Origin of the sequence: Actinocatenispora thailandica, from assembly GCF_016865425.1 — a bacterium.
Lineage (GTDB): Bacteria > Actinomycetota > Actinomycetes > Mycobacteriales > Micromonosporaceae > Actinocatenispora > Actinocatenispora thailandica.
In genome coordinates this window covers 684,772-705,030 of record NZ_AP023355.1, presented here as the reverse complement: position 1 = coordinate 705,030, position 20,259 = coordinate 684,772, and the positions used below count along the sequence as shown (strand labels likewise).

Below are 20,259 nucleotides of genomic sequence, written 5' to 3'. Positions count from 1 at the left end.
GGCGTCCGGTACGGGAAGAAGAGGAATGTGATGCCGCTCAACGCCAGCCTGGTCGGCCGAAGCTACCCACCGACCGAGCCGTACGAGGTCAGCCGTGAGCACATTCGGATCTTCGCCGAGTCGCTGCACGACGACAATCCGCTCTACCTCGATCCGGCCGCGGCGCGCGCCGCCGGCTACCGGGACGTTCTCGCGTCGCCGACGTTCCTGACCGTGCTGTCCGAGCGCGCGGAGCGGGCGCAGGTCGCCGCCGACGTCGAACTCGGCCTGGACTACAGCCAGACCGTGCACGGCTTCCAGCGGTTCGTGCACCTCCGGCCGGTGCACCCGGGTGACGTGCTCAACCTCGAGGCCCACATCGACGACATTCGAGTCACCGGCGGGATCGGCCTGGTCACGGTGAGTTGCAAGGTGTTCCGGGACAGCACCGAGCACGTCGCGACGATGTACTGCACGATGGTCGAGCGGCCCGTCGGGGTGCCGCTGAGCTGACCACCGCCCGGCGGACACCGCGCAGCCCAGCGCGGCCCGACGGGATCTCGCTGAGCCGAGCGCGGCCCGGCGGGATGACGCGTAGCAGGCCCGCGGCCCCGCGACACGTGCCGCCGGGCCCACCACGACCCGACCGCCGATCCGCACACCGCCGCCGGTCCGCCCCCGAGCCGCCGGCTGACCCAGACCGCCGGCTGACCCAGACCACCGGCTGACCCAGACCGCCGGCCGTGCCGCCGGCCGACGCCCCGATCCCGGGACTCTCGCCTCTGTTGCGCGTGATCCGCCCGGCGGGCCGAACCGTTCGAGCGCAACGCGCAACCGGCCCGGCATGACAAGTTCTTGTCGGCGACGGCGCCCGGGGCCGAGAAAAGTGCCGCGGTAGGCAAGACTCGACGACGTCCCAGAGCCCACGCTGGGAGGTACCGAGACAACGACCTGCCACCCGAAATCCTGGGGAGAAACCGGCGCCGGCCCGCGCGGCGACGCTGCGCCAACGGTACGACGGCCACCGCCCCTGCGCCGTCGATGCCGTACCCGCCCGTCGCACGCCGGCCGGCCACGACACCCGCCCGCCACGGCCGCGGTGTTCCGCGTCCCGTGCCGAGCGGCAGCGCGTGTTCCGGACCGGCCGTCGCTTCCCCCGCATCTCTCGGACCCATCGAGAATCGGAGGTACGAAACCATGTCGCCGGTCAGCCCAGCCGGAGCGCGCGAATCACTGACGGAACGGGTCGAGGAACTCGACACGCTCAAGCTGTGCGTCGAACGGCTGCTCGCGGGGTCGTCCGGCCTACTCGTGATCGAAGGCAGCGCCGGAGTGGGCAAGACCTGCCTGCTGGCCGCCCTCGTGACGCTCGCCCGGCGATCCGGTGCCCAGGCGCTCACCGCCTCCGGCGGCCCGAGCGAGCCCGACATGCCGCTCGGCCTGCGCAGCCAGCTGTTCGGACAGGACGGCCGGCACGAGCCGCTCGACCCGCCGCCGGAGCGGCTCGCCGAAGCGTTCGACGCGCTGCACGGCAAGCTCGTCCGGCTGGCCGGCACCGGGCCGCTCGTCATCGCGGTCGACGACGTCCACCTGCTCGACGCGCTGTCGTTGCGGTGGCTCGGTTTCCTCAGCCGGCGGCTCGGTGAGCTGCCGGCGATCCTCGCCGTCACCGGACGTACCGACGAGATCGCCGCGATGGCCACCGGCACGCAGACCGACCTGCGGTACAGCCTGGACGCGACGACGCTCCGGCCGGCCGCGCTGAGCCGGACGGGCGTTGCCGCGATGCTGCGATCCCGGCTGCGGGCACCGATCGACGACGACTTCGCCGCCACCGTCCACCGCTTGACGTCGGGCAACCCGCGGTTCGTCACCGAGGTCTGCCAGACCCTCGCCACCGAGAACCTCGAACCGGCCAAGACCGACCTGGCCGCCCTACGGCAGCTGGCGCCGCCCGGCGTGACCCGGTACGTGCTGGGACGGTTGCGGCACAACGATCCGACCACCGCGGCCGTGGCCCGTGCGATCGCCGTCGTGGGCGGCGGTACCTGCGCGTCGACGATCGCGGCGATGTGCGGCATGGAGCGCGGTTCGGTCGCCGACGTCATCACCGAACTCGCCCAGCTCGGCATCCTGCGCAGCTCCGAGCCGGCCACGTTCGTCCACCCGATCGTGCGCAACGCCCTCTACGCGAGCCTTCGCTCGTCGGAACGCCAGCAGTACCACCGGAACGCGGCGGCGCTGCTCACCGAGCAGCACGGCGATCCGGCGCAGGTGGCGCGGCACCTGCTCGCCAGCAGCCCGGCGATCGACCCGGAGCTGGTCGACACCCTCTGCCAGGTCGCCGTCGACCTGATCGCGCGGGGCGAGCACGCCCTCGGTACCGAGTGCCTGCAACGCGCGATCCACGGATCCATGTCGCCGACGCACCGCGGCCGGCTCGCGCTGAAGCTCGGCTCGGCGCTGGCCGTGCACCATCCCGCCAGCGCGATCTCCCACCTGCGGCACGCGAGCATGGTGGTACGCCAGCCGGACCAGGTCAACGCCGCGCACCGGGCGCTGAGCGAGGCGCTGGCCGGGGACGGCCAGGTGTTGGAGGCCGTCGAGGTGCTCGACGACTGCGCCAGCCAACTGACCGGGGTCCGGCCGGAGCTCGCCAGCAAGGCCCGCGACTCGGCCACCCTGCTGTCACTGCTGCACGGCGACACCGCCCGGGACGCCCGATCCCGGCTGCCCACCGACCGCCCGCGCGGCGACGCGGCCCGGACCGTTCTCGCCACCGCCACCGCAGCGCTCGGCGCCGCCTGGTCCGGCAACGACCGGGAGTACTGGGTCCGGGCGCTCGCCGGGGTGGTCGACTCGAACGCGCTGGCGAACCTGCAACCGATCGAGTGCCTGGCGGTGGTGCTGCCGCTGCTGTACGCCGACCGGCTCGATCTGGCCGACCGGCTGCTCGGGCGGCTCGACGACGAGACGACCGGCGCGGTGGCCGAGATCGCCGCGCTGCGCTCCTGGGTCGCCCTGGCCCGCGGGCACGTACCGGCCGCCGCCGACCAGGCACGGCGGGCCGCCGCGGCCGTCGACGACGGCAAGGGCATCCCGCTGTACACCGACCACCGGTCGGCGCTGCTGCTCACGCTGACCGAACTGGGCGAGGTGGACGAGGTCAACCGCATCGTCGACCTGACCGCGCCGGCCGACGAACTCCCGCCGCACTGGCGGTACGCGCAGCTGCTCGCCTGCCGCGGCCAGATCAGGGTGGCGAACGGCGAGCTGCACGCCGGGCTGACCGACCTGCGGGAGTGCGGGCGGCGGCTGACCGAGTTCGGGGTGACGAACCCGGCGGTCAACCGCTGGCGGTCGGCGACCGCCATCGCGCTCACCCGCGCCGGCGAGCCGGGCCGGGCCCGGCAGCTCGCCGACGAGCAGCTGCGCGACGCCCGGCGGTGGGGCACCCCGCGGGCGATCGGGTCGGCGCTGCACGTGCGTGGCCTGGTGGCCGAGGAGACGGCGGACCGTGCCCGCTACCTGAGCGACGCCGTCGGTCGGCTCCGGGACTCCCCCGGGATGCTGGAGCTGGCCCGGGCCCTGATCGATCTCGGCGCCGCGCAGATCGACTGCGGGGCCGCACCGCAGGCGCGCGACCTGCTGCGCGAGGCGCTCGACCTGGCCCAGCGGTGCGGCGCGGTGCAGCTGACCGACCGGGCCCGCCGCGAGCTGGTGCGCTCCGGCGCCCGGCCACGGCGCCGCACCGAATCCGGATTGGGCTCGCTGACCTCGGCCGAACGGCGCACCGCGCTGCTCGCCGCACAGGGCCAGACGAACCGGGAGATCGCCCAGCAGCTGTTCGTCACGCAGCGCACGATCGAACTGCACCTGACCAACACGTACCGCAAGCTGCGGGTGTCGGGCCGGGCCGGGCTGATCGCGCTGCTCGCCGAGGAGGCGGTCGAGCCGACACCGCTGCCCGGCCCGTACGCGCTGCCGTCGCCGCACGAGGCGCACCGCAGCGACGGCCCGGCCGCCTGAACCGCAGGCTCCACCCGGTACCCAGGCGGAGCCGCTCGACCCGCCGCCGACTCCACCCGGTACCCAGGTGGAGCCGGCGGCCCGATCAGTGGTGGCCGAGGCCGATCCGGTCGCTGAGCCGCCGCATCCCGGCAGGGGCCCACCAGGCGGCGCGGCCGGTCAACCGCAGGAAGATCGGTACCAGCACGCCGCGGATCAGGGTGGCGTCCACCACGATGGCGAGCCCGGCGCCGATGCCGAACAGCTTCGCCACCGACACCCCGGACATCGCGGTGGAGAAGAACGTGATCGCCAGGATCACCGCCGCCGCGCTGACGATGGAGCCGCTCATCCCGAGGCCGATCCGGACCGCGGCGCGCGGATCACCGGTCGCCTCGTACGTCTCCTTGATCCGGGACAGCACGAACACCTCGTAGTCCATCGACAACCCGTACGCCACGCAGAGCACCAGCACCGGCATCGACACGGCGATCGGTGACGGGGTGAAGTTCAGCGGACCGGACAGGTGGCCCTGCTGGAACACCCACACCAGGACGCCGAGGATCGCGGTCAACCCGAGCGCGTTGAGCAGCACCGCCTTGACCGGTACCAGCAGGCTGCCGGTGGCGAGGAACAGCAGCACCATGGTGACCAGGATGGCGAGCCCCACCGCGAGCGGCAGCCGGTCGGTCAGCGCCGAGTCGATGTCGAGCAGCTGGGCGGACATGCCACCGACCCGCACCGTCCGGTGGTCCGGTACCGGGGCCGCGCGGACCGCCTCGGCGAGCTTCTTCCCGTTGTCCGAGTATGGCGTCACGTCGTTGAGCACCTGCAGGTACACCGCGTCGCCGCGGTGCATCGCGGCCGCCTGGCCCGGCGCCGGGGCCGCCACCTTCGTACCGTGCTCGTACCGCCCGGTGGCGGCGTTGACCGCCACCACGTGCGGCAGCCGGGACAGCGCGGTCGCGTAGTCGCCGAGCGCGTTGCCGCTGGGATCGCCGAGCCACTGGTCGGTGGTCACCGCCACCGCGCCCTCCTGCTCGGCCGCGCCGGGGAACTGGGCACGGATGGTCTGGGTCGCCTGCCGCCCTCCGACGAGGTCGGCAGGACCCGCTCGTCCGGCACGTTGAGCTGGATGGACCGCAGCGGCGACGCCGCGACGACGAACATCGCCAGTGCGACCAGGCCGAGGATGAGCGGGCGGCGCATGCTGATCCCGGCGATCCGCCCCCACAACCGGTTCTGCGGCTCGCGGGCCGGCTTGCGCCGCCGGATCGACCACTTGTCGACCCGGTCGCCGAGCAGCATCAGCGCCGCCGGCAACGGCAGCAGCGCACCGATCGCGGTCACCGCCACCACGGCGACGCCGGCGAACGCGAACGAGCGCAGGAAGTCCTGCTTGAACACCAGCATGGTGAGCAGCACCGCGGCCACCACGCTGGCGCTGAACAGCACGGTCCGCCCGGCGGTGCGCAGCGTCGCCGACATGGCGGCGGCCTTGTCGAGCCCCTTCGCGCGTTCCTCCCGGAACCGGGACACGATCAGCAAGCTGTAGTCGATCGCCAATCCGAGCCCCAGCGCGGTGATCAGGTTCAGCGCGAACACCGAGATCGAGGTGAGCCGGCCGAGCCCGTCGAGCACCGCGAACGAACCGAGGATCGCGAACACCCCGATGAACAGCGGCAGCAGCGCGGCGATCACCCCGCGGAACACGAAGAACAGCAGGATCAGCGTGAGCGGCAACGCCACCAGCTCGGAGGCGCCCAGGTCGGCATTGAGCTGGTCGCTCATGTCGTTGTTGATCTGCAGGATGCCGCCGAACGTGACGTGCACCCCGTCCCGGTGCCCGGCCAGCTCGTCGTGCAGCTGCTTCGCCGTCTTCCCGGACGCGTCGTCGTCACCGGGCACCCGGGCGAGCACCAGCCCGTACGAGCCGTCCTTGCCCTGCATCGTCGGGTCGGCGCCACCGACGTAGGAGCCGACGACCTTGACCCCGGCGTGGGACCGCAGCGTGTCGACGATCTGCCGGCCGGCGCGCTGCGCGGCGGCGCCGTCGATCTTCCCGTCGTCGGCCCGCACCAGTACCGACAGGTTCGGCTGGGTGGCCGGGAAGTGCCGGGACAGCACGTTGGTGGCGGCGACCGAGTCGGAGGACGGGTCGTCGAAGCCGCCGTTCTTGAGCAGCGCGGTGGCGCTGCCGGCGAGTACCACGCCGGCCACCATGACCAGGAACGCCAGCACCAGGATCAGCCGGGGCCGGCGCAGCGCCAGCGCCAGGCGCCGCCGCCGCGGCCCGTCGACCGGTGGATCCGCGGTACCGGTGTCCAGCTGCCCGGACGAGGTCACATTCACGTGCTGGCTCCATTCGACGAGGACTGGGCGTTCGACGCGGTACCGGGGCGGGTCGCCCGGCGGCACCTGGTGCCGTGCGGATGGCCGGCGAGGGACGTGCCGATCCGTCCATCGGGGATGGATCGGTGGGTACCGGACCAGTCTGGCATCGATCGGACCGTCCGTCGCCGAACCCCGCACCGAAGTCTTTGCCGTTCAGGGCCCCGCGACGGCCCGGCCGGCGGGTGCCGGTTCAGTGGCCCATGCCCATCCCACCGTCGACCGGCAGCACCGCCCCGGTGATGTACCCGGCGTCGTCGCTGACCAGGAACCGGGCCACCCGGGCGATCTCGGCCGCCGAGGCGGCCCGGCCGAGCGGGATCCCGGCGAGCGCCGCGGCGCGCTGCCGCTCCGACAGCACCGCGGTCATGTCCGTGTCCACGAACCCGGGCGCCAACGCGTTGGCGGTGATGCCGCGGCTGCCCACCTCCCGGGCCAGCGAGCGCACGAAGCCGACCAGGCCGGCCTTCGCCGCGGCGTAGTTCGTCTGCCCGGCGGCGCCCTGCAACCCGACCACCGACGACACCGCGAGTACCCGCCCGTACCGGGCCTTCACCATGCCGCGCACCACCCGCCGCGCCACCCGGAAGGTGCCGGTCAGGTTCGCGTCGAGTACCGCGGTGAAGTCGTCCTCGGACATCGTGGCGAGCAGCGTGTCCCGGGTGATGCCGGCGTTCGCGACGAGTACCGCCACCGGCCCGTGCCGGTCGGTCACGGTGGCCAGCGCCGCGTCCAGCGAGTCCGGGTCGGTGACGTCGCAGCGGACGCCGAGCAGGCCGGACGGTGGTTCGCCGGTGCGGTAGGTCACCGCCACCTGGTCGCCGTCGGTGGCGAGCGCCTGCGCGATCGCCAGCCCGATCCCCCGGTTGCCGCCGGTGACCAGTACCGACCGGGTCACGACCGGCTCCGCTCGCGCCGGGCGTTGCGTTCCGCCCGGCGGGTGACGAACCGCTCCGCCGCGGTGTCCACCTCGCCCAGGAACCCGGCGAGCTGCTCCCGGGCCTGCTCCGCCTCCGGCGTCAGATCGGTGCGGTCGAACACCTTCCAGTACCGCAGGACCGGCATGATGACCGCGTCGTGGTGCAGCCGCAGGTCGTAGATGCCGGCGTTGGCGATGATCGCCGAGTACCGCAGGAAGTCCGGCTGGCCGGCGCCGGGCATCTCGAAGGCCAGCACGACGTCGCGGATCGCGCACATCATCGCCTCCGGCGCGAGTTCCAGCGCCGCCTCGACCAGGTTGCGGTAGAACACCATGTGCAGGTTCTCGTCCGCGGCGATCCGCGCCATCAGCTGGTCGCCGATCGGGCAGCCGGTCTCGCGGCCCGCGTTGCGGTGCGACACCCGGGTGGCGAGTTCCTGGAACGACACGTACGCGAGGTTCTCCAGCAGGCCCTGCGGCCCGTCCTCGATGCCGGTACTCATCAGCTTCATCCGGCGGCGTTCCAGGTCGACCGGGTCGACGCCGCGGGTCACGGTCAGGTAGTCGCGCATCGCGACCGCGTGCCGGTTCTCCTCCGCGGTCCACCGGTCCAGCCAGGTGCGCCAGGCCGCGTCCCGGCCGAACGCCGTCGCGATGACCCGGTGGTACGAGGGAAGGTTGTCCTCGGTGAGCAGGTTGACGATCATCGCGGCCTTGGCGACGGGGGTCAGCCGGGACTGCTCGGGGGCCCAGTCCTCGCCGCCGAGGAACGCGAAGTTGCGGCCCTCGCTCCACGGCACGTAGTCGTGCGGGTTCCAGTCCCGCGCGACCGACAGGTGCCGGTCGATGTTGGCCGCCACCACCGGTTCGAGCTCGCCGAGCAGGCCGCGTTCGACGGTGGGGTCGAGGATCCGGGTCATACCAAGCCCTCCTCGGCTTGTTGCGTGCTGGTCTCGGTCGCGCTGCCGGTCGGCCGGAACGGGCACGTCCAGTCGTCCTCGACCAGCCGACCGGAGTACATGACGGTCTCCGGGCGCTTCGCGTCGAACTGCCGGAGACTCGGGTTCTCGCTGCCCTGCACCCGCCGGTCCCGCATCCGTACCGTCTGCTGCATCCGCGGCATCACCCCGGCGTCCCGCAGCAGGTCGAACTGGGCGTGCGAGTTGAAGATGAGGGTCGGCCAGGCGGTGCGTCGCGCCCACCGGGACGCGCCGGGATGCATGCCGACGATGAAGAAGGCCCGTTCGGCGAAGCTGAACGAGAAGCCGTACTCGGCCGGGTCGTCGCCGACGTCGGCGTCCCACCGGCTGTGCCGGACGTCCAGCTCGTGCAGCAGCTGCAGCTGGCGCCACAGCAGGTCCTCGAAGCCCCGCTCGGTCGCGGTGCACGGGCCGTCGAAGCTCGCCACGAACGAGGCGTACCGGTCCGGCCGGATCGGGAACTCCGCCACGAACTCCCACAGGTCGCAGGCGACCGCGGCGGCGGCCTCCCCGCTACCCAGGGCCGGGTAGCAGCCGAACCGGTAGTCACCGCGCCGCATCGCCGACCTGGCCACGACACAGGGGTAGGTCTCCGACAGCGCCATCGACCGGAACGACTCGTGCACCATCGTGGCGGCCGCGTCCGCCGGGCCCTCCTCGGGCCGCAGCCGCATCAACCGCTTGCCGCGCATCCCGTGGTACGAGCGTCGTACCTGCTCGCCGAGGTACGGGTTTGCTGCGCCGTCCTGCATCACTCGCCCCTCTGCAACGGTCCGTTCGGGTGCCGCCCGCGGCGCCGGGCCGCCCTGAGGTCTCCCCGGGCGGCCCGAACCCCGCGGTACCTGCTCAGGCCGGCGTCGGCGCCACGGAGTTCTCGATGAAGTCGACGAGGTCGCCGACCGTCTGCAGCCCGGTCATCGCGTCGTCCGGCAGCTCCACGCCGTACTTGTCCTCGATGGACACCACCACCTCGACCATCGACAGCGAGTCGATGTCCAGGTCGTCGCGCAGCGACTTCTCCCGGCTGATCTCACCGGCCGGGGCACCGCCCAGGTCCTCGATGACGGCGGCGAGGTGGGCCAGGATCTCTGAGTCGGACATTGCTCCTCCTTGAACGCGGGCGGCTTCCGGCCGCCACTGTGAGAGTTCGGAAAGTCTCCGCACCGTTGACCGGCGCCGGGATCAGCCCTGCCAGCGGCGCACCACGGCGACCGCGTTGTGGCCGGCGAAGCCGAACGAGTTGCTCATCGCCACGTCGACCCGATGCTCCTGCGGCTTGTGCGGCACGTAGTTCAGCTCGGTGTCCTCGGGGTTGTCGCAGTTGATCGTCGGCGGCACCCGACCGTCCAGCATCGCGTTGACCGTCGCCATCAGCTCCACCACACCGGCCGCGCCGATCATGTGGCCGGTCATCGACTTCGTCGACGAGATCGGGATCCGCAGCGCGTGCTCGCCGAACAGGGTGCGGATCGCCTGCGACTCGGTCCGGTCGTTGAGCACCGTACTGGTGCCGTGCGCGTTGATGTAGTCGATGTCCTCGGGGCGCACGCCGGCGTCGGTCAACGCGGCCTGCATCGCCTGCCGGGCACCGCGTCCGGTCGGGTGCGGCGCGGTCGGGTGGTACGCATCGGTGCTCGCGCCGTAGCCGATCACCTCGGCGAGGATCGGTGCGCCCCGGGACAGCGCGTGGTCCAGCTCCTCCAGTACCACCATGCCGGCACCGGCCGCGACGACGAAGCCGTCCCGGTCGGTGTCGAACGGCCGGCTGGCCCGCTCCGGGTCGTCGTTGCGCTTCGACAGCGCCCGCGACATCGCCGCGGAGCCGACGTCGACGGAGGTGACCGAGTTGTCCGAGCCGCCGGCGAGCACCACGTCGGCGTTGCCGTACATGATCATGCGCATGCCCATGCCGACCGCGTCGGTGCCGGAGGCGCAGGCGGTGCTGACCGCACCGCTCGGTCCCTGCGCGTTGACCCGCAGGGCGACCTCACCGGCCGCGCTGTCGATCGCGGCGCCCGCGGTGATCCACGGGGTCAGCCCGCGGAACCCCTTCTCCACCATGTTGATCGCGCTGTGGTGCAGGATCAGGGTGGCGCCGAAACCGGAGCCGACCAGGACGCCGACCCGCGGTGCGAGTTCGTCGTCGATCTCCAGCTTCGACTCCTCCAGCGCCTGCAGGGTCGACGCGATCGCGTAGTGCGCGAACCGGTCGATCCGCCGGGAGACCTTGCGTTCCATCCAGTCGGTCGGGTCGAATCCCTTGACCTCGCCGGCGATCCGGACCGGCAGGCCACTCGCGTCGAACGAGGTGATCGGGCCGACCCCGCTACGACCGGCCATCAGCGACGCCCAGAAGTCGGCGACGTTGAGTCCGATCGGCGTGATCGCACCGCGGCCGGTGATGACCACCCGGCGCCGTGCTGATTGTGGGTTCATGACCTTCTGCTCCGATCGCTGTCGCGTGCACCGCGGCGCGGTGCAGTGGGGCCGTCAGCGGTCCTCGACCGCCGGGAAGTCACCGTCCAACTCGTCGAGGTCGGCCGGGACGTCGGACAACGCCACCGGTACCTCCAGTACCGCCACCCGGCCGGCCGCGCACTCCTTCAGCGCGCGGTCCAGCTCGGCGCCGATCGCGTCGCTGGTTTCCACGACCGCCCGGTGTACCGCGGCGGGCAGGGCCCCCAGGCCGCGCGGTGCGACGAAGCGGAACCGGTCGCCCCGGCCCGAGTCGTCCCGCTCCCGCTTGTCCCACTGGGACTGCAACCAGCCGTACCCACCGTTGTCCAGCACCAGGAACAGCACCCCGACCTGCTGCTCGGCGAGTACCGCGAGGTCCGCGCCGAGCATCCCGAACGCGCCGTCGCCGACCAGCGCGACGACGGTACGGTCCGGCGCGGCGAGCTTGACCCCGGCGGCCGCCGCGGCGCCGAACCCGAGACTGGTCTGCTCCGACGGGACGATCGAACCGGCCGGCCCGGCGCAGCACCAGGACGGGAAGAAGTAGGACCACATGTCCTGCAACCCGTTCTCCTGCACCAGAACGTGCTCGGCGGGCAGCCGTTCGGACAGCCGGGCGAGCAGCGCCGCGACGCGCGGGGCGCCCGACGCAGCGGCCTCGGCGGCGTCCGCGGTGACCCGTTGCCGCGCCCGTACCGGCACCGAGCCGGCGCGGGCGACCCAGTCCGGGTCGGGTTCGCGGCGGCTCGCGACGAGCCGGGCACACCAGTCTTCGACGACCCGGCCGGCGTCCGCGACCACCGACGGGCCGGCGAACTCGGTACTCAGCTCGCTCGCGTCGACGTTCACCTGCACGACCGGAACACCCGGCCGCGCGAACCCGGTGCCGAACGTGGCGGTCTCCTCCAACCGGCTGCCGAGCGCGATCACCAGGTCGGTGTCGCGCCACAGCTCGACCGCCTCCGGCGGGGAGTACAGGCCGGACAGGCCGCAGCACAGCTCGTGCGTCTCGTCCACCGCGCCGCGGCCGGACGCGGTGCTGAACAGCGCCGCGCCGAGCCCGGTGGCCAGCTGCTCCACCGTGCCGGGACCGTTGCGGTGCCGCACGCCGCCACCGACCAGCAGGATCGGCCGCCGGCTCGCCCGTACCGCCGACCAGGCGGTCGCCGCGGCGGCCGGGTCGGGTGCCGGGTACTGCACGGCGACGTCGCGCCACGGCCGGGTCCGGGTCACCGCCGTGTCGCACAGGTCGTCGGCGATCTCCAGGTACACCGGGCCCGGCGCGCCGGCCGCCGCGATCGTGAACGCCTTCTCCAGCGACGGCACGAGCCGGTCCGGATGGTCCACCCGGTGGGCCCACTTGGCCAGCGGCCGCAGCAGCGACACCTGGTCGAGTTCCTGGAACGCCCGGGCGCCGCGCCGGTTGACCGCGGTGCCGGCGGCGAGCACCACCAGCGGCGCGGCGGACGCCGCCGCCTCCAGCACCCCGGTCAGCACGTTGGTGCTGGCCGGCCCCTTGCCGATCAGGCACACCGCCGGCGCACCGCTCTGCAGTGCGTACCCGGTCGCCATGAACCCGGCGTTGCGCTGGTCCCGGTTGAGCACGAACCGGATCCCGCTGTCCCGCAGCGCATCCAGCACGGTCAGGTCGTCGGCCGGCAGCCCGAAGACGGTGTCCACACCGCGGTCGGTCAGAAAGTCGACGACCGCGTGCCAGGCGCCGGGGTACCGGTTCTCGGTCATCCGCGTACCGGACATTCGTCCGCCACCACCTTCGAGATCAGCAGCGGCTGGGCCCAGCGCCGCTTGCGATGACTGACGTAGTTGGCCATGATTCCGCGACCGCCGAACGGGCGGTTCCCGTCGTCGACGTCCAGCAGGGTCCGGTCGACCGCCACCACGTGCCGCTTGCCCAGCTGCTCCACCAGATCCGGCGCGTGCCCGTACACCATCGCGCCCATCGCCCGGTCCTGGAACGAGGGTTCGGTCAGCCGGGTCCGCAGCTGGTCCCGGTCGGTGTAGCTGACGACGTTGAACACCGGGCAGAACAGCTCGGTGAGCGACATCGGCGCGTCGAAGTCGCGGAGCAGGATCGTCGGATGCACCTGCCGGGTGCGGAAGTCGACCGCACCGCCCTGCACGATGTACTCGGCGTTGCGCGGCAGGTACTCGGTCACCGCGGTCAGCGCGCTGTCGTAACAGATCGGGCCGTAGTCGGCGGCCGGGTCGGCGCAGTCGCCGAACGTCATGGCGGCCAGCCGCTTCCCGATGCCCTCGACGAACCGCGCCGCGTCCTGCTCCGGGACGAAGAACACGTCCGGGCCGAAGCAGTCCTGGCCGGAGTTGAGCATCCGGATCCGCACCGCGTCGTCGATGGACAGGTCCAGGTCCGCGTCCGGCGCCACCACGAACGGGTTCGCGCCCTGCCCGAACAGCATGAACAGCTGATCGGTGCGCAGCTGGGCGCGGACCGCCTCGGCATTGTGGTACGTGCCGGTGAACACCACGACGTCGGCGTCGGCGACGGGCCCGGTGACGAACTTGCGCTGGCTCAACGAGGCCAGTTCGATCGGAATCTGGTGTACCGGCGCCAGCAGCTCGTGCAGCTCCCGGGTGACGTCGGCGACCTGGCTGGACGGGCGGAACGCGAGGTCCTCCACGAACAGCGCCGGCACCAGCAGGTACAGCACGTAGGAGTAGAGCAGCACGTTGGACGGCATGAACACGGCCATCCGGCGGACCGCCTGCGGCCCGTTGCGCAGCACCTCCTCGACCGCCCCGGCCAGCGTGTCGATCGACCCCTCGATCTCCATGTCGACCGCGCGGTGCAGCGAGATCCGGGTCAGCACCCGGCGTACCTCGTCGGGCCGGTCCCGCAGCAGTTCCAGGACCGCGCGCAGGCCGGCCACCCGGGCCGGGAACGGGACGTCGCCCTCGCCGCCGGTGGTGGCCACGCCCGGCAGCAGCACCATGCCGTCGTCCTCGTTCGCGGCCGGCCGCCGGGCCGGGGCGACCAGCTCCTGCGCCATGTCGCGCAACCGGGCCAGATCCGGCTTGCCGTTGCGGTTGAGCGGGAACGACGGCAGCACCGCCACCTTGTTCGGCCGCTCGTAGTCCGGCAGCAGCGCGGCGATCTCGCGCCGCAGTTCACCGGCCGGCTGCCCGCTCCCGTCGGCCACGAACAGCACCAGCTGGGTGCCGCGGCCCTCGTCCGAGACGGCCACGATCTTCACCGGCCGGCCGCACATCTCCGCCTTGCGTTCGATCGCCTCCGGGTAGAGCGTGTGCCCGAGCCGGTGCACCGCGTACTTGCGGCCCAGCACCACGATGTTGCCGTCCGCGTCGGCGTAGCCGAGATCGTTGGTCCGGTACGGCCCGTCGCCGCGCGGTTCGATCGACCCGTCGCCGCTCAGGTACCCCTGCATCAGGCTCGGCGACTGCACCCAGATCTCGCCGGTCTCCCCCGCCTGCACCGGATGCCCGTCACCGTCGACGATGGTGACGTCGACACCCGGCAGCGGGCGGCCGCAGCCGACCGCGTTGCCCGGCGCCGCCAGCGCGACGTTGCCCGCCTCGTTGCTGCCGTACCCGTCGAGCAGCGGGTGCCCGAACCGGTCCTGGAAGCGTTCGGCGAGCGACCGGGGCATCGGCGAACCGCCGACGCAGAACATCCGTACCGAGGCGAGGTCCCGGGCGATCTCGGGTCGCCGGTCCATCAGCTTGAGCAGGCTGTGGTAGGTGGACGGGGCGGCGTCCAGCACGGTCGCGCCGCTGTCCGCGGCGAGCTTGACCGCCTGGTCGAGCCGGCCGAGCGGCGCGATCGCGAGCGAGCAGCCGAGCGTCCACGACATGACGAGCAGCGTCAACCCGTAGAAGTGAGAGAACGGGACGAGCGGCAGCAGCACGTCGGTGTTGCGGTACGCCATCCGTTCCCGGGTGCGCTCCAGGTCGTGCAGGAAGCCGCGACCGCTGCGCACGATGCCCTTGGGGATCCCGGTCGAGCCGGACGACCAGGTGATGAGCGCGTCGCTGCGCCGGTTCCAGGCCTGGAACGACAGCACGTCGACGTCGGAGGCCGCGTCCGCCTCCTCCTTGACCAGGCTGGCCAGCGACACCACGTCGGACCCGCCGGTGCTCTCGTCGAGGTCACCGCGCACGACCCAGCGGGCCCGGGCGCGGCGCGCCATCCGCACCCGTTCCGCCTCGGTCTCCCGATCGTCGGCCAGCACGATCGAGACGTCCAGGTGCATCAGTGCCAGCAGGGTCACGACGTAGTCGGCGGAGTTGCTGGCCGCCAGCATGACCCGGTCGCCTGCACACACGCCCCGGCCGCCGAGCACCGCAGCCATCCGCAGCGCGCGTTCCTCGATGTCGACCGACGTGTTCACGGCCTGGCAGGTGAAGATCCTGCCCGTCAACCATTCCACAGTGAGTCCATTCATCGCGTACGAAGGGGATTCCGGCCTCGGGAGACCGTCGCGTGCAGCGGCCACCGGTGCCGTCGGGTGCGCCCGGCCCGCTCACACGGGGGCGGCTACCAGCGGCGCGGTGAGCCGGCCGAGTTCCTCGGCCACGATCTGCACGGTTCGTTCGAGCTGCTCGGTGGTGTGTTCGGAGGTGATGAAGAACCGCAGCCGGGCCAGTTCCTCGGGCACCCCGGGGTACATGATCGGGTTGACGCTGATCCCGCGGTCGAACAGCGCGTGGCACAGTGCCAGGCAGCGGACCGAGTCACCCACGATGCACGGCACCACCGGGGAGTCCTGGCTGGTGCCGGTGTCGATGCCGGCCTTGCGGGCGAGGTCCAGGAACAGCCGCGAGTTCGCGGCCAGCCGGGCCAGCCGTTCCGGCTCGGCGCGCATCGCCCGCAGCGCGCCGAGTGCCGCCGCCGTGTTCGCCGGCGTCATTCCGACGCTGTAGACGAAGCCCGGCACGGTGTACCGCAGGTACTCGATCAGGCCACGCGCGCCGGCGACGTAGCCGCCGCAGGAGGCCAGCGACTTGGACAGGGTGCCGGACCAGATGTCCACGGTGGACCGGTCGATGCCGAAGTACTCGCCGATCCCGCCGCCGTGCGCACCGACCGTGCCGATGCTGTGCGCCTCGTCGACCATCAGCAGGGCGCCGTACTTCTGCTTGACCGCGACCAGCTCGGGCAGCTGGGCGATGTCACCGTCCATGCTGTACACGCCCTCGACGACGACCAGGCAGCGACGGTGCCGCGGCCGGTGCCGGCCGAGTACCGCCGCCAACGCGGCGGGATCGTTGTGGCCGAACGGGCGGCGGGTCGCGCCGGACAGCGCGCAACCCTGCAGGATGCTGTCGTGTGCCAGTTCGTCGTGCACGATCAGGTCACCCGGCCCGACCAGGTGACCGATCACCGACACGTTCGTCGCGTGCCCGCTGACCATCGCCAGGCACGCCTCGGTACCGAGCAGGGCGGCCAGTTCGGCCTCCAGCTCGTCGTGCAGCGGGCGGTTCCCGGACAGGAAGCGGCTCGCCGACACCGACGTGCCGTACCGCCGGACCGCCTCGAACACCGTCTCGTTCACCTGCGGGTGCCCGGACAGCCCGAGGTAGTTGTAGCTGGAGAAGCTGACCAGCTCCTGCCCGTCGATCCGGGTCGTCTCCCGCGCGTTCCCCTCGTGCGTCAGGAAGTACGGGTTGCGCCCGAGCCTGGCCAGTTCCTCGTCGTGCCCGGCGAGTTCCGGCATGTCGGCGAGGCCGTGCTCGGGCACCACCGTGCCGACCGGCGGCTCGGTGGTCGGCGCTTCGGGTACCGCGTGCCGCGGCCCCGACACCGGTGGGGGAGTGGGGTCGGGTGTCGGGGCCGCGGGCGGTCGGCCGCCGCGAGCGGCGGCCGCTGCCGGCGCGGTGTCGTCCGGGCACACGATGGCGGCGATGGCGGCGACCATCTCGCCGAGTGTCGGACGAGCCGGCAGGTCGGTACCGGCCCGGGCAAGCACGGGCCAGACGCGGGTCAGGGCGGACAGCAGCTCGGTGACCATCAGCGAGTCGAAGCCGAGCTCCTGGACGAGCAGTTCGGTACCGGTGAAGTGATCGACCGGGAAGGCACTGATCCGGGCCACCTCGCGGTAGACGACGGTGGCGACCTCGTCGGCGCCGGGCCCGGGTCGCGGCGGCTCCGGCAGCTCCGCGGACCGCGCCGCCGGCGCCGGTGCCGGCGGCGCGGCGTCCGTGGCGCCGGCCGTGGCCGGGTCCATCGACCGCAGCAGCGCGATCTGTTCCCGGAACAGGTTGACTAGCTCGCTCACCGGTTGTGCCTCCTGGATCGCTCCGGTCGGATCGGTCGTCCGGGCCGGCCGCGCGGTACCCGGACCGTCGACCGTGGCGGGTGGCGCCGGCACCACGGACCCGTTCGGCGCCGGCGTGTTCCCCGGCCGGGCGGTACCGGCCGGGGCGGCCGCCGGGGTGCTGGCGTCCGGGTTGCCGCCGGCCGTGGCCGGGCCGGCCGACGTCGCGGCCTTCGTGTCGTTCTCGGGGTGCAGGTACGCGTCGACGTCGGGCCACGGCGGCGTCGGGTAGCTGCGGTTGGCGAGCGGCGTCACCGGCGGGCTGAGCAGCCGGCCCGGCGCCGCCGTGATTCCGGAGCCGTCCACGTCCACCCCGAGGGTGACGAGCTGGGCCAGCCCGGCGAGGAAGCTGCGGGCGTCGTCCGGGCCGGCACCGCTCATCGACACGTACTGGCAGTCGGTGCGGTCCCGCAGGTTCTGCCGCACGGTGCGCAGCAGCGCGGAGCCGCCCAGTACCTGCACGAAGATCCGCGCACCCGCCTCGTACGCGGCGACCGCGGCGTCGGCGAACCGTACCGGGGTGCCGGCGTGCCGGGCCCACAGCTCGGCCAGCTCGGCCGGTTCGGTACCGGCGGCACCGGAGACCGAGGAGACGAACGTGCGGCTCGGCGGCTGGATCGCGGCCGTCGGAACGGTGGCCCGGATCTCGTCGCGGGCGCCGTCCAGCAGCGGCGTGTGGAACGCGTTGGAGACCGTCAGCGGCTGGCTGCCGATCCGTTCCGCGGCCAGCCGCTGCTCGAACTCGGCCAGCGCCGCGACCGTGCCAGCGACGACGGTCTGCCGCGGATGGTTGTAGCAGGCCGGCCACAGCCCGGCGATGCCGTCGAGCAGCTCGACGACCCGGTCCGGTCCGGCCTGTACGGCGAGCATGCCGCCGCGCTCGGTGGCCTCCGCGGCCCGCATCGCGGCACCGCGCTGCGCCATCATCGTCACCGCCGCCTCGGCCGGCAGGGCGCCGGCCGCCACCGCCGCGGGGAACTCGCCGACGCTGTGCCCGAGTGCCACGTCCGGCGTCACACCGCAGCTGGCGAGCAGCCGGGTCGCCGCCACCCCGAGGATGCCCAGGGTCGGCTGGCACACGTCGGTACCGGTCAGCCGGTGCCGGCCGGCCTCGGTGTCCGCGTCCGGCCCGTACACGGCGTCCAGCACGGAGAAACCCGACCCGGTACGGATCCGGTCGTCCAGCCGGCCCGCCTCGGCGGCGAACGCCGGGAACCGCTCGTACAGGTCGCGCAGCATGTTCGGCTGCTGACTGCCCTGCCCCGGGTAGACGAACGCGACGACCTTGGCCGCGTCCCGTACGGTGCTGCGGGCGAGGTAGACCCCGTCGTCGAGCCGGCCGGTGTCGGTACCGTCGAGCCGCGGCAGCGCCGCCTCGATCCGGGCGCGCAGCTCGGCCCAGGATGTCGCGACGATCGCGAGCCGGGCGCGGAGCGGGCGCCGGGTGCCGAGCGTCGCCGCCAGGCGGGTGAAGTCCTCGCCGCTACCGATGCCCTCCTGGCCGGCCCAGTCAAGGAACCGGCGGAGGTGGCCGGCCAGCCGCTCGACCGTACCGGCGGTGAACACGAACAGCTCCGGGCGGCCCTGGACCGGTTCGGCGGCGGGCGGCTCGGGCGCCTCCTGCAGGACGACGTGGACGTTGGTCCCGCCGAAACCGAACGAGTTGATCCCGGCGCGCCGCGGCGTCTCCGGATCGGCCGGCCAGGGGACCGCGGTCGCCGGCAGCCGGAGCCCGGCCCGGTCGAGCCCGGCCGCGTCCTCCACGTCGGTCTCGGGCTGCGGCGGGATCGTCCCGCGGTGCAGGGCGAGCGCGGTCTTGATGAGGCTGGCCAGCCCGGACGCGGTCAACGCGTGGCCGACGAGCGCCTTGACCGAGGTCAGGTACGCCGGGGGCACCGGCGCCGGGTCGCTCGCCGCGGCGCGGACCCGGGTCAGCGACGCCAGTTCGACCCGGTCGCCGACCACCGTCGCGGTGCCGTGCGCCTCGATCAGGCCGACCGAGTCGGGTGCGACGCCGGCGTCGGAGTACGCCCGGTCCATCGCGCGGACCTGCCCGTCTTCCCGCGGGGTCATCGGGCCGTCCGCGGTGCCGTCGTTGGAGCAGCCGATGCCGCGGATCACCGCGTACACCCGGTCGCCGGCGGCCAGCGCCGCGTCCAGCGGCCGGAGTACCACCACGCCGACGCCCTCGCCGAGCACGAACCCGTCCGCGCGGCGGTCGAACGGCCGGCACACTCCGGCCGCGGACAGCGCGCCGACCCGGGAGAAGCCGACGAGCCCGACCGGCGCGAGGCTCAGGTAGGCGCCGCCGACGAGCGCTTCGGTGCAGACCCCGGCGCGCAGCGCGGTGACCGCCTCGTTCAGCGCGGTCAGGCCGGAGGAGCAGGCGGAGTCCACGGTGAAGCTCGGCCCGCCGAGGTCGAAGTGCTGGCTCACCGTCGCCGCGGCCATGTTCAACAGCGACCCGGGCACCGCGTACGGGTCGATGCCGGCGGCGCCGGGCGTCAGCTGGTTGAACTCGGCCGAGCTGAGTGCGAAGTACACGCCGGTGTTGACCGCGTCGTACGGGCGGCGCTCCCAGCCGGCGTCCTGCACGGCCTCGCGCGCCACGTCGAGCAGCAGGCGGTGCTGGGGGTCGGTGTTGCGGACCCGGCGGGGTGACATCCGGTAGTGCACGGCGTCGAACTCGTCGACCCGGTCGAGGTAGGCGACCTGGTCGGTGTAGCTCTTGCTGTCCGAACGCCGGTCGTCCGGGTCGAAGTAGCGGGAGTGGTCCCAGCGTTCGGCGGGCACCGGGTGGAACTGCCGCTCGGCCGATCCGACCATGCGCCAGAATTCCGTCAGATCCCGCGCACCCGGGAAGCGGCAGCTCATGCCGATTATCGCAATGTCCCGCATGAACGCTCCCGACTTCACATCGCCTTCACTCGCCTGACCGGTACCGGTCACCCAATTGACCGGCCCTGCGGCGGAATTCGAAACTGTCGTGCTTCTGAATTCATCGCCGTCGATGCCGCTCAGGATGCCATCGGGGCGGTACCGGGAAACCGATGAGATAACCGAAGTATTTGCCCTACGGGACACTGCGGTACTGGGTGTTCTCGCACTTCGGAGGCGACGGCCTGGTATTCGACCGGGCCGGCTGATGGCGAAACCACGGCGGCACTCTGCGTTGAAGTTGCCGTTATCTCACCGTTACCAAAACGGTGAA

The 20,259-nt window shown here is 72.7% G+C and carries 12 protein-coding genes; 2 read left to right on the top strand and 10 right to left on the bottom strand.

Features of this window, described 5'->3' with window-relative positions; all coding sequences use genetic code 11:
- Positions 1-30 precede the first annotated feature (30 nt).
- Both Athai_RS03235 and Athai_RS03230 read left to right on the top strand, forming a co-directional pair.
- Complete coding sequence (locus Athai_RS03235; protein ID WP_203960084.1) at positions 31-492, top strand: FAS1-like dehydratase domain-containing protein; 462 nt, start codon at positions 31-33, stop codon at positions 490-492.
- Positions 493-1,176: 684 nt separating this feature from the next.
- Entirely contained in the window at positions 1,177-4,008 is a 2,832-nt protein-coding gene (locus Athai_RS03230; RefSeq protein WP_203960083.1) for a helix-turn-helix transcriptional regulator, read from the top strand.
- An 85-nt stretch (positions 4,009-4,093) separates the two neighbouring features.
- Here the strand turns inward: Athai_RS03230 and Athai_RS03225 are convergent, their stop codons facing one another.
- The 10 genes from Athai_RS03225 to Athai_RS03180 form a co-directional block, all read right to left on the bottom strand.
- Positions 4,094-5,014, bottom strand: a complete 921-nt coding sequence (locus Athai_RS03225) for an MMPL family transporter (protein ID WP_203966710.1) — start codon at positions 5,012-5,014, stop codon at positions 4,094-4,096.
- On the bottom strand, positions 5,005-6,339 hold the full coding sequence (locus Athai_RS03220; protein ID WP_203960082.1) for an MMPL family transporter: 1,335 nt from the start codon (positions 6,337-6,339) through the stop codon (positions 5,005-5,007). Before Athai_RS03220 ends, Athai_RS03225 begins: the two co-directional genes overlap by 10 nt.
- A gap of 232 nt (positions 6,340-6,571) precedes the next feature.
- Entirely contained in the window at positions 6,572-7,276 is a 705-nt protein-coding gene (gene fabG / locus Athai_RS03215; RefSeq protein ID WP_203960081.1) for a 3-oxoacyl-ACP reductase FabG, read from the bottom strand.
- Entirely contained in the window at positions 7,273-8,217 is a 945-nt protein-coding gene (locus tag Athai_RS03210; RefSeq protein WP_203960080.1) for an acyl-ACP desaturase, read from the bottom strand. Before Athai_RS03210 ends, fabG begins: the two co-directional genes overlap by 4 nt.
- Entirely contained in the window at positions 8,214-9,029 is an 816-nt protein-coding gene (gene gntA / locus Athai_RS03205; RefSeq protein WP_203960079.1) for a guanitoxin biosynthesis heme-dependent pre-guanitoxin N-hydroxylase GntA, read from the bottom strand. Before gntA ends, Athai_RS03210 begins: the two co-directional genes overlap by 4 nt.
- Before the next feature lie 94 nt (positions 9,030-9,123).
- The gene (locus tag Athai_RS03200; protein ID WP_203960078.1) at positions 9,124-9,378 is read right to left on the bottom strand and encodes an acyl carrier protein; all 255 of its coding nucleotides are present in this window, start codon (positions 9,376-9,378) and stop codon (positions 9,124-9,126) included.
- An 81-nt stretch (positions 9,379-9,459) separates the two neighbouring features.
- Entirely contained in the window at positions 9,460-10,713 is a 1,254-nt protein-coding gene (gene fabF / locus Athai_RS03195; RefSeq protein WP_239156687.1) for a beta-ketoacyl-ACP synthase II, read from the bottom strand.
- A 54-nt stretch (positions 10,714-10,767) separates the two neighbouring features.
- Positions 10,768-12,477: a thiamine pyrophosphate-binding protein gene (locus Athai_RS03190; RefSeq protein ID WP_203960077.1), complete on the bottom strand. Its 1,710-nt coding sequence runs from the start codon at positions 12,475-12,477 to the stop codon at positions 10,768-10,770.
- Positions 12,474-15,161, bottom strand: a complete 2,688-nt coding sequence (locus Athai_RS03185; protein WP_203960076.1) for an aldehyde dehydrogenase family protein — start codon at positions 15,159-15,161, stop codon at positions 12,474-12,476. Before Athai_RS03185 ends, Athai_RS03190 begins: the two co-directional genes overlap by 4 nt.
- 93 nt (positions 15,162-15,254) lie before the next feature.
- The gene (locus Athai_RS03180; protein WP_275422359.1) at positions 15,255-19,946 is read right to left on the bottom strand and encodes a type I polyketide synthase; all 4,692 of its coding nucleotides are present in this window, start codon (positions 19,944-19,946) and stop codon (positions 15,255-15,257) included.
- Positions 19,947-20,259: the final 313 nt, after the last annotated feature.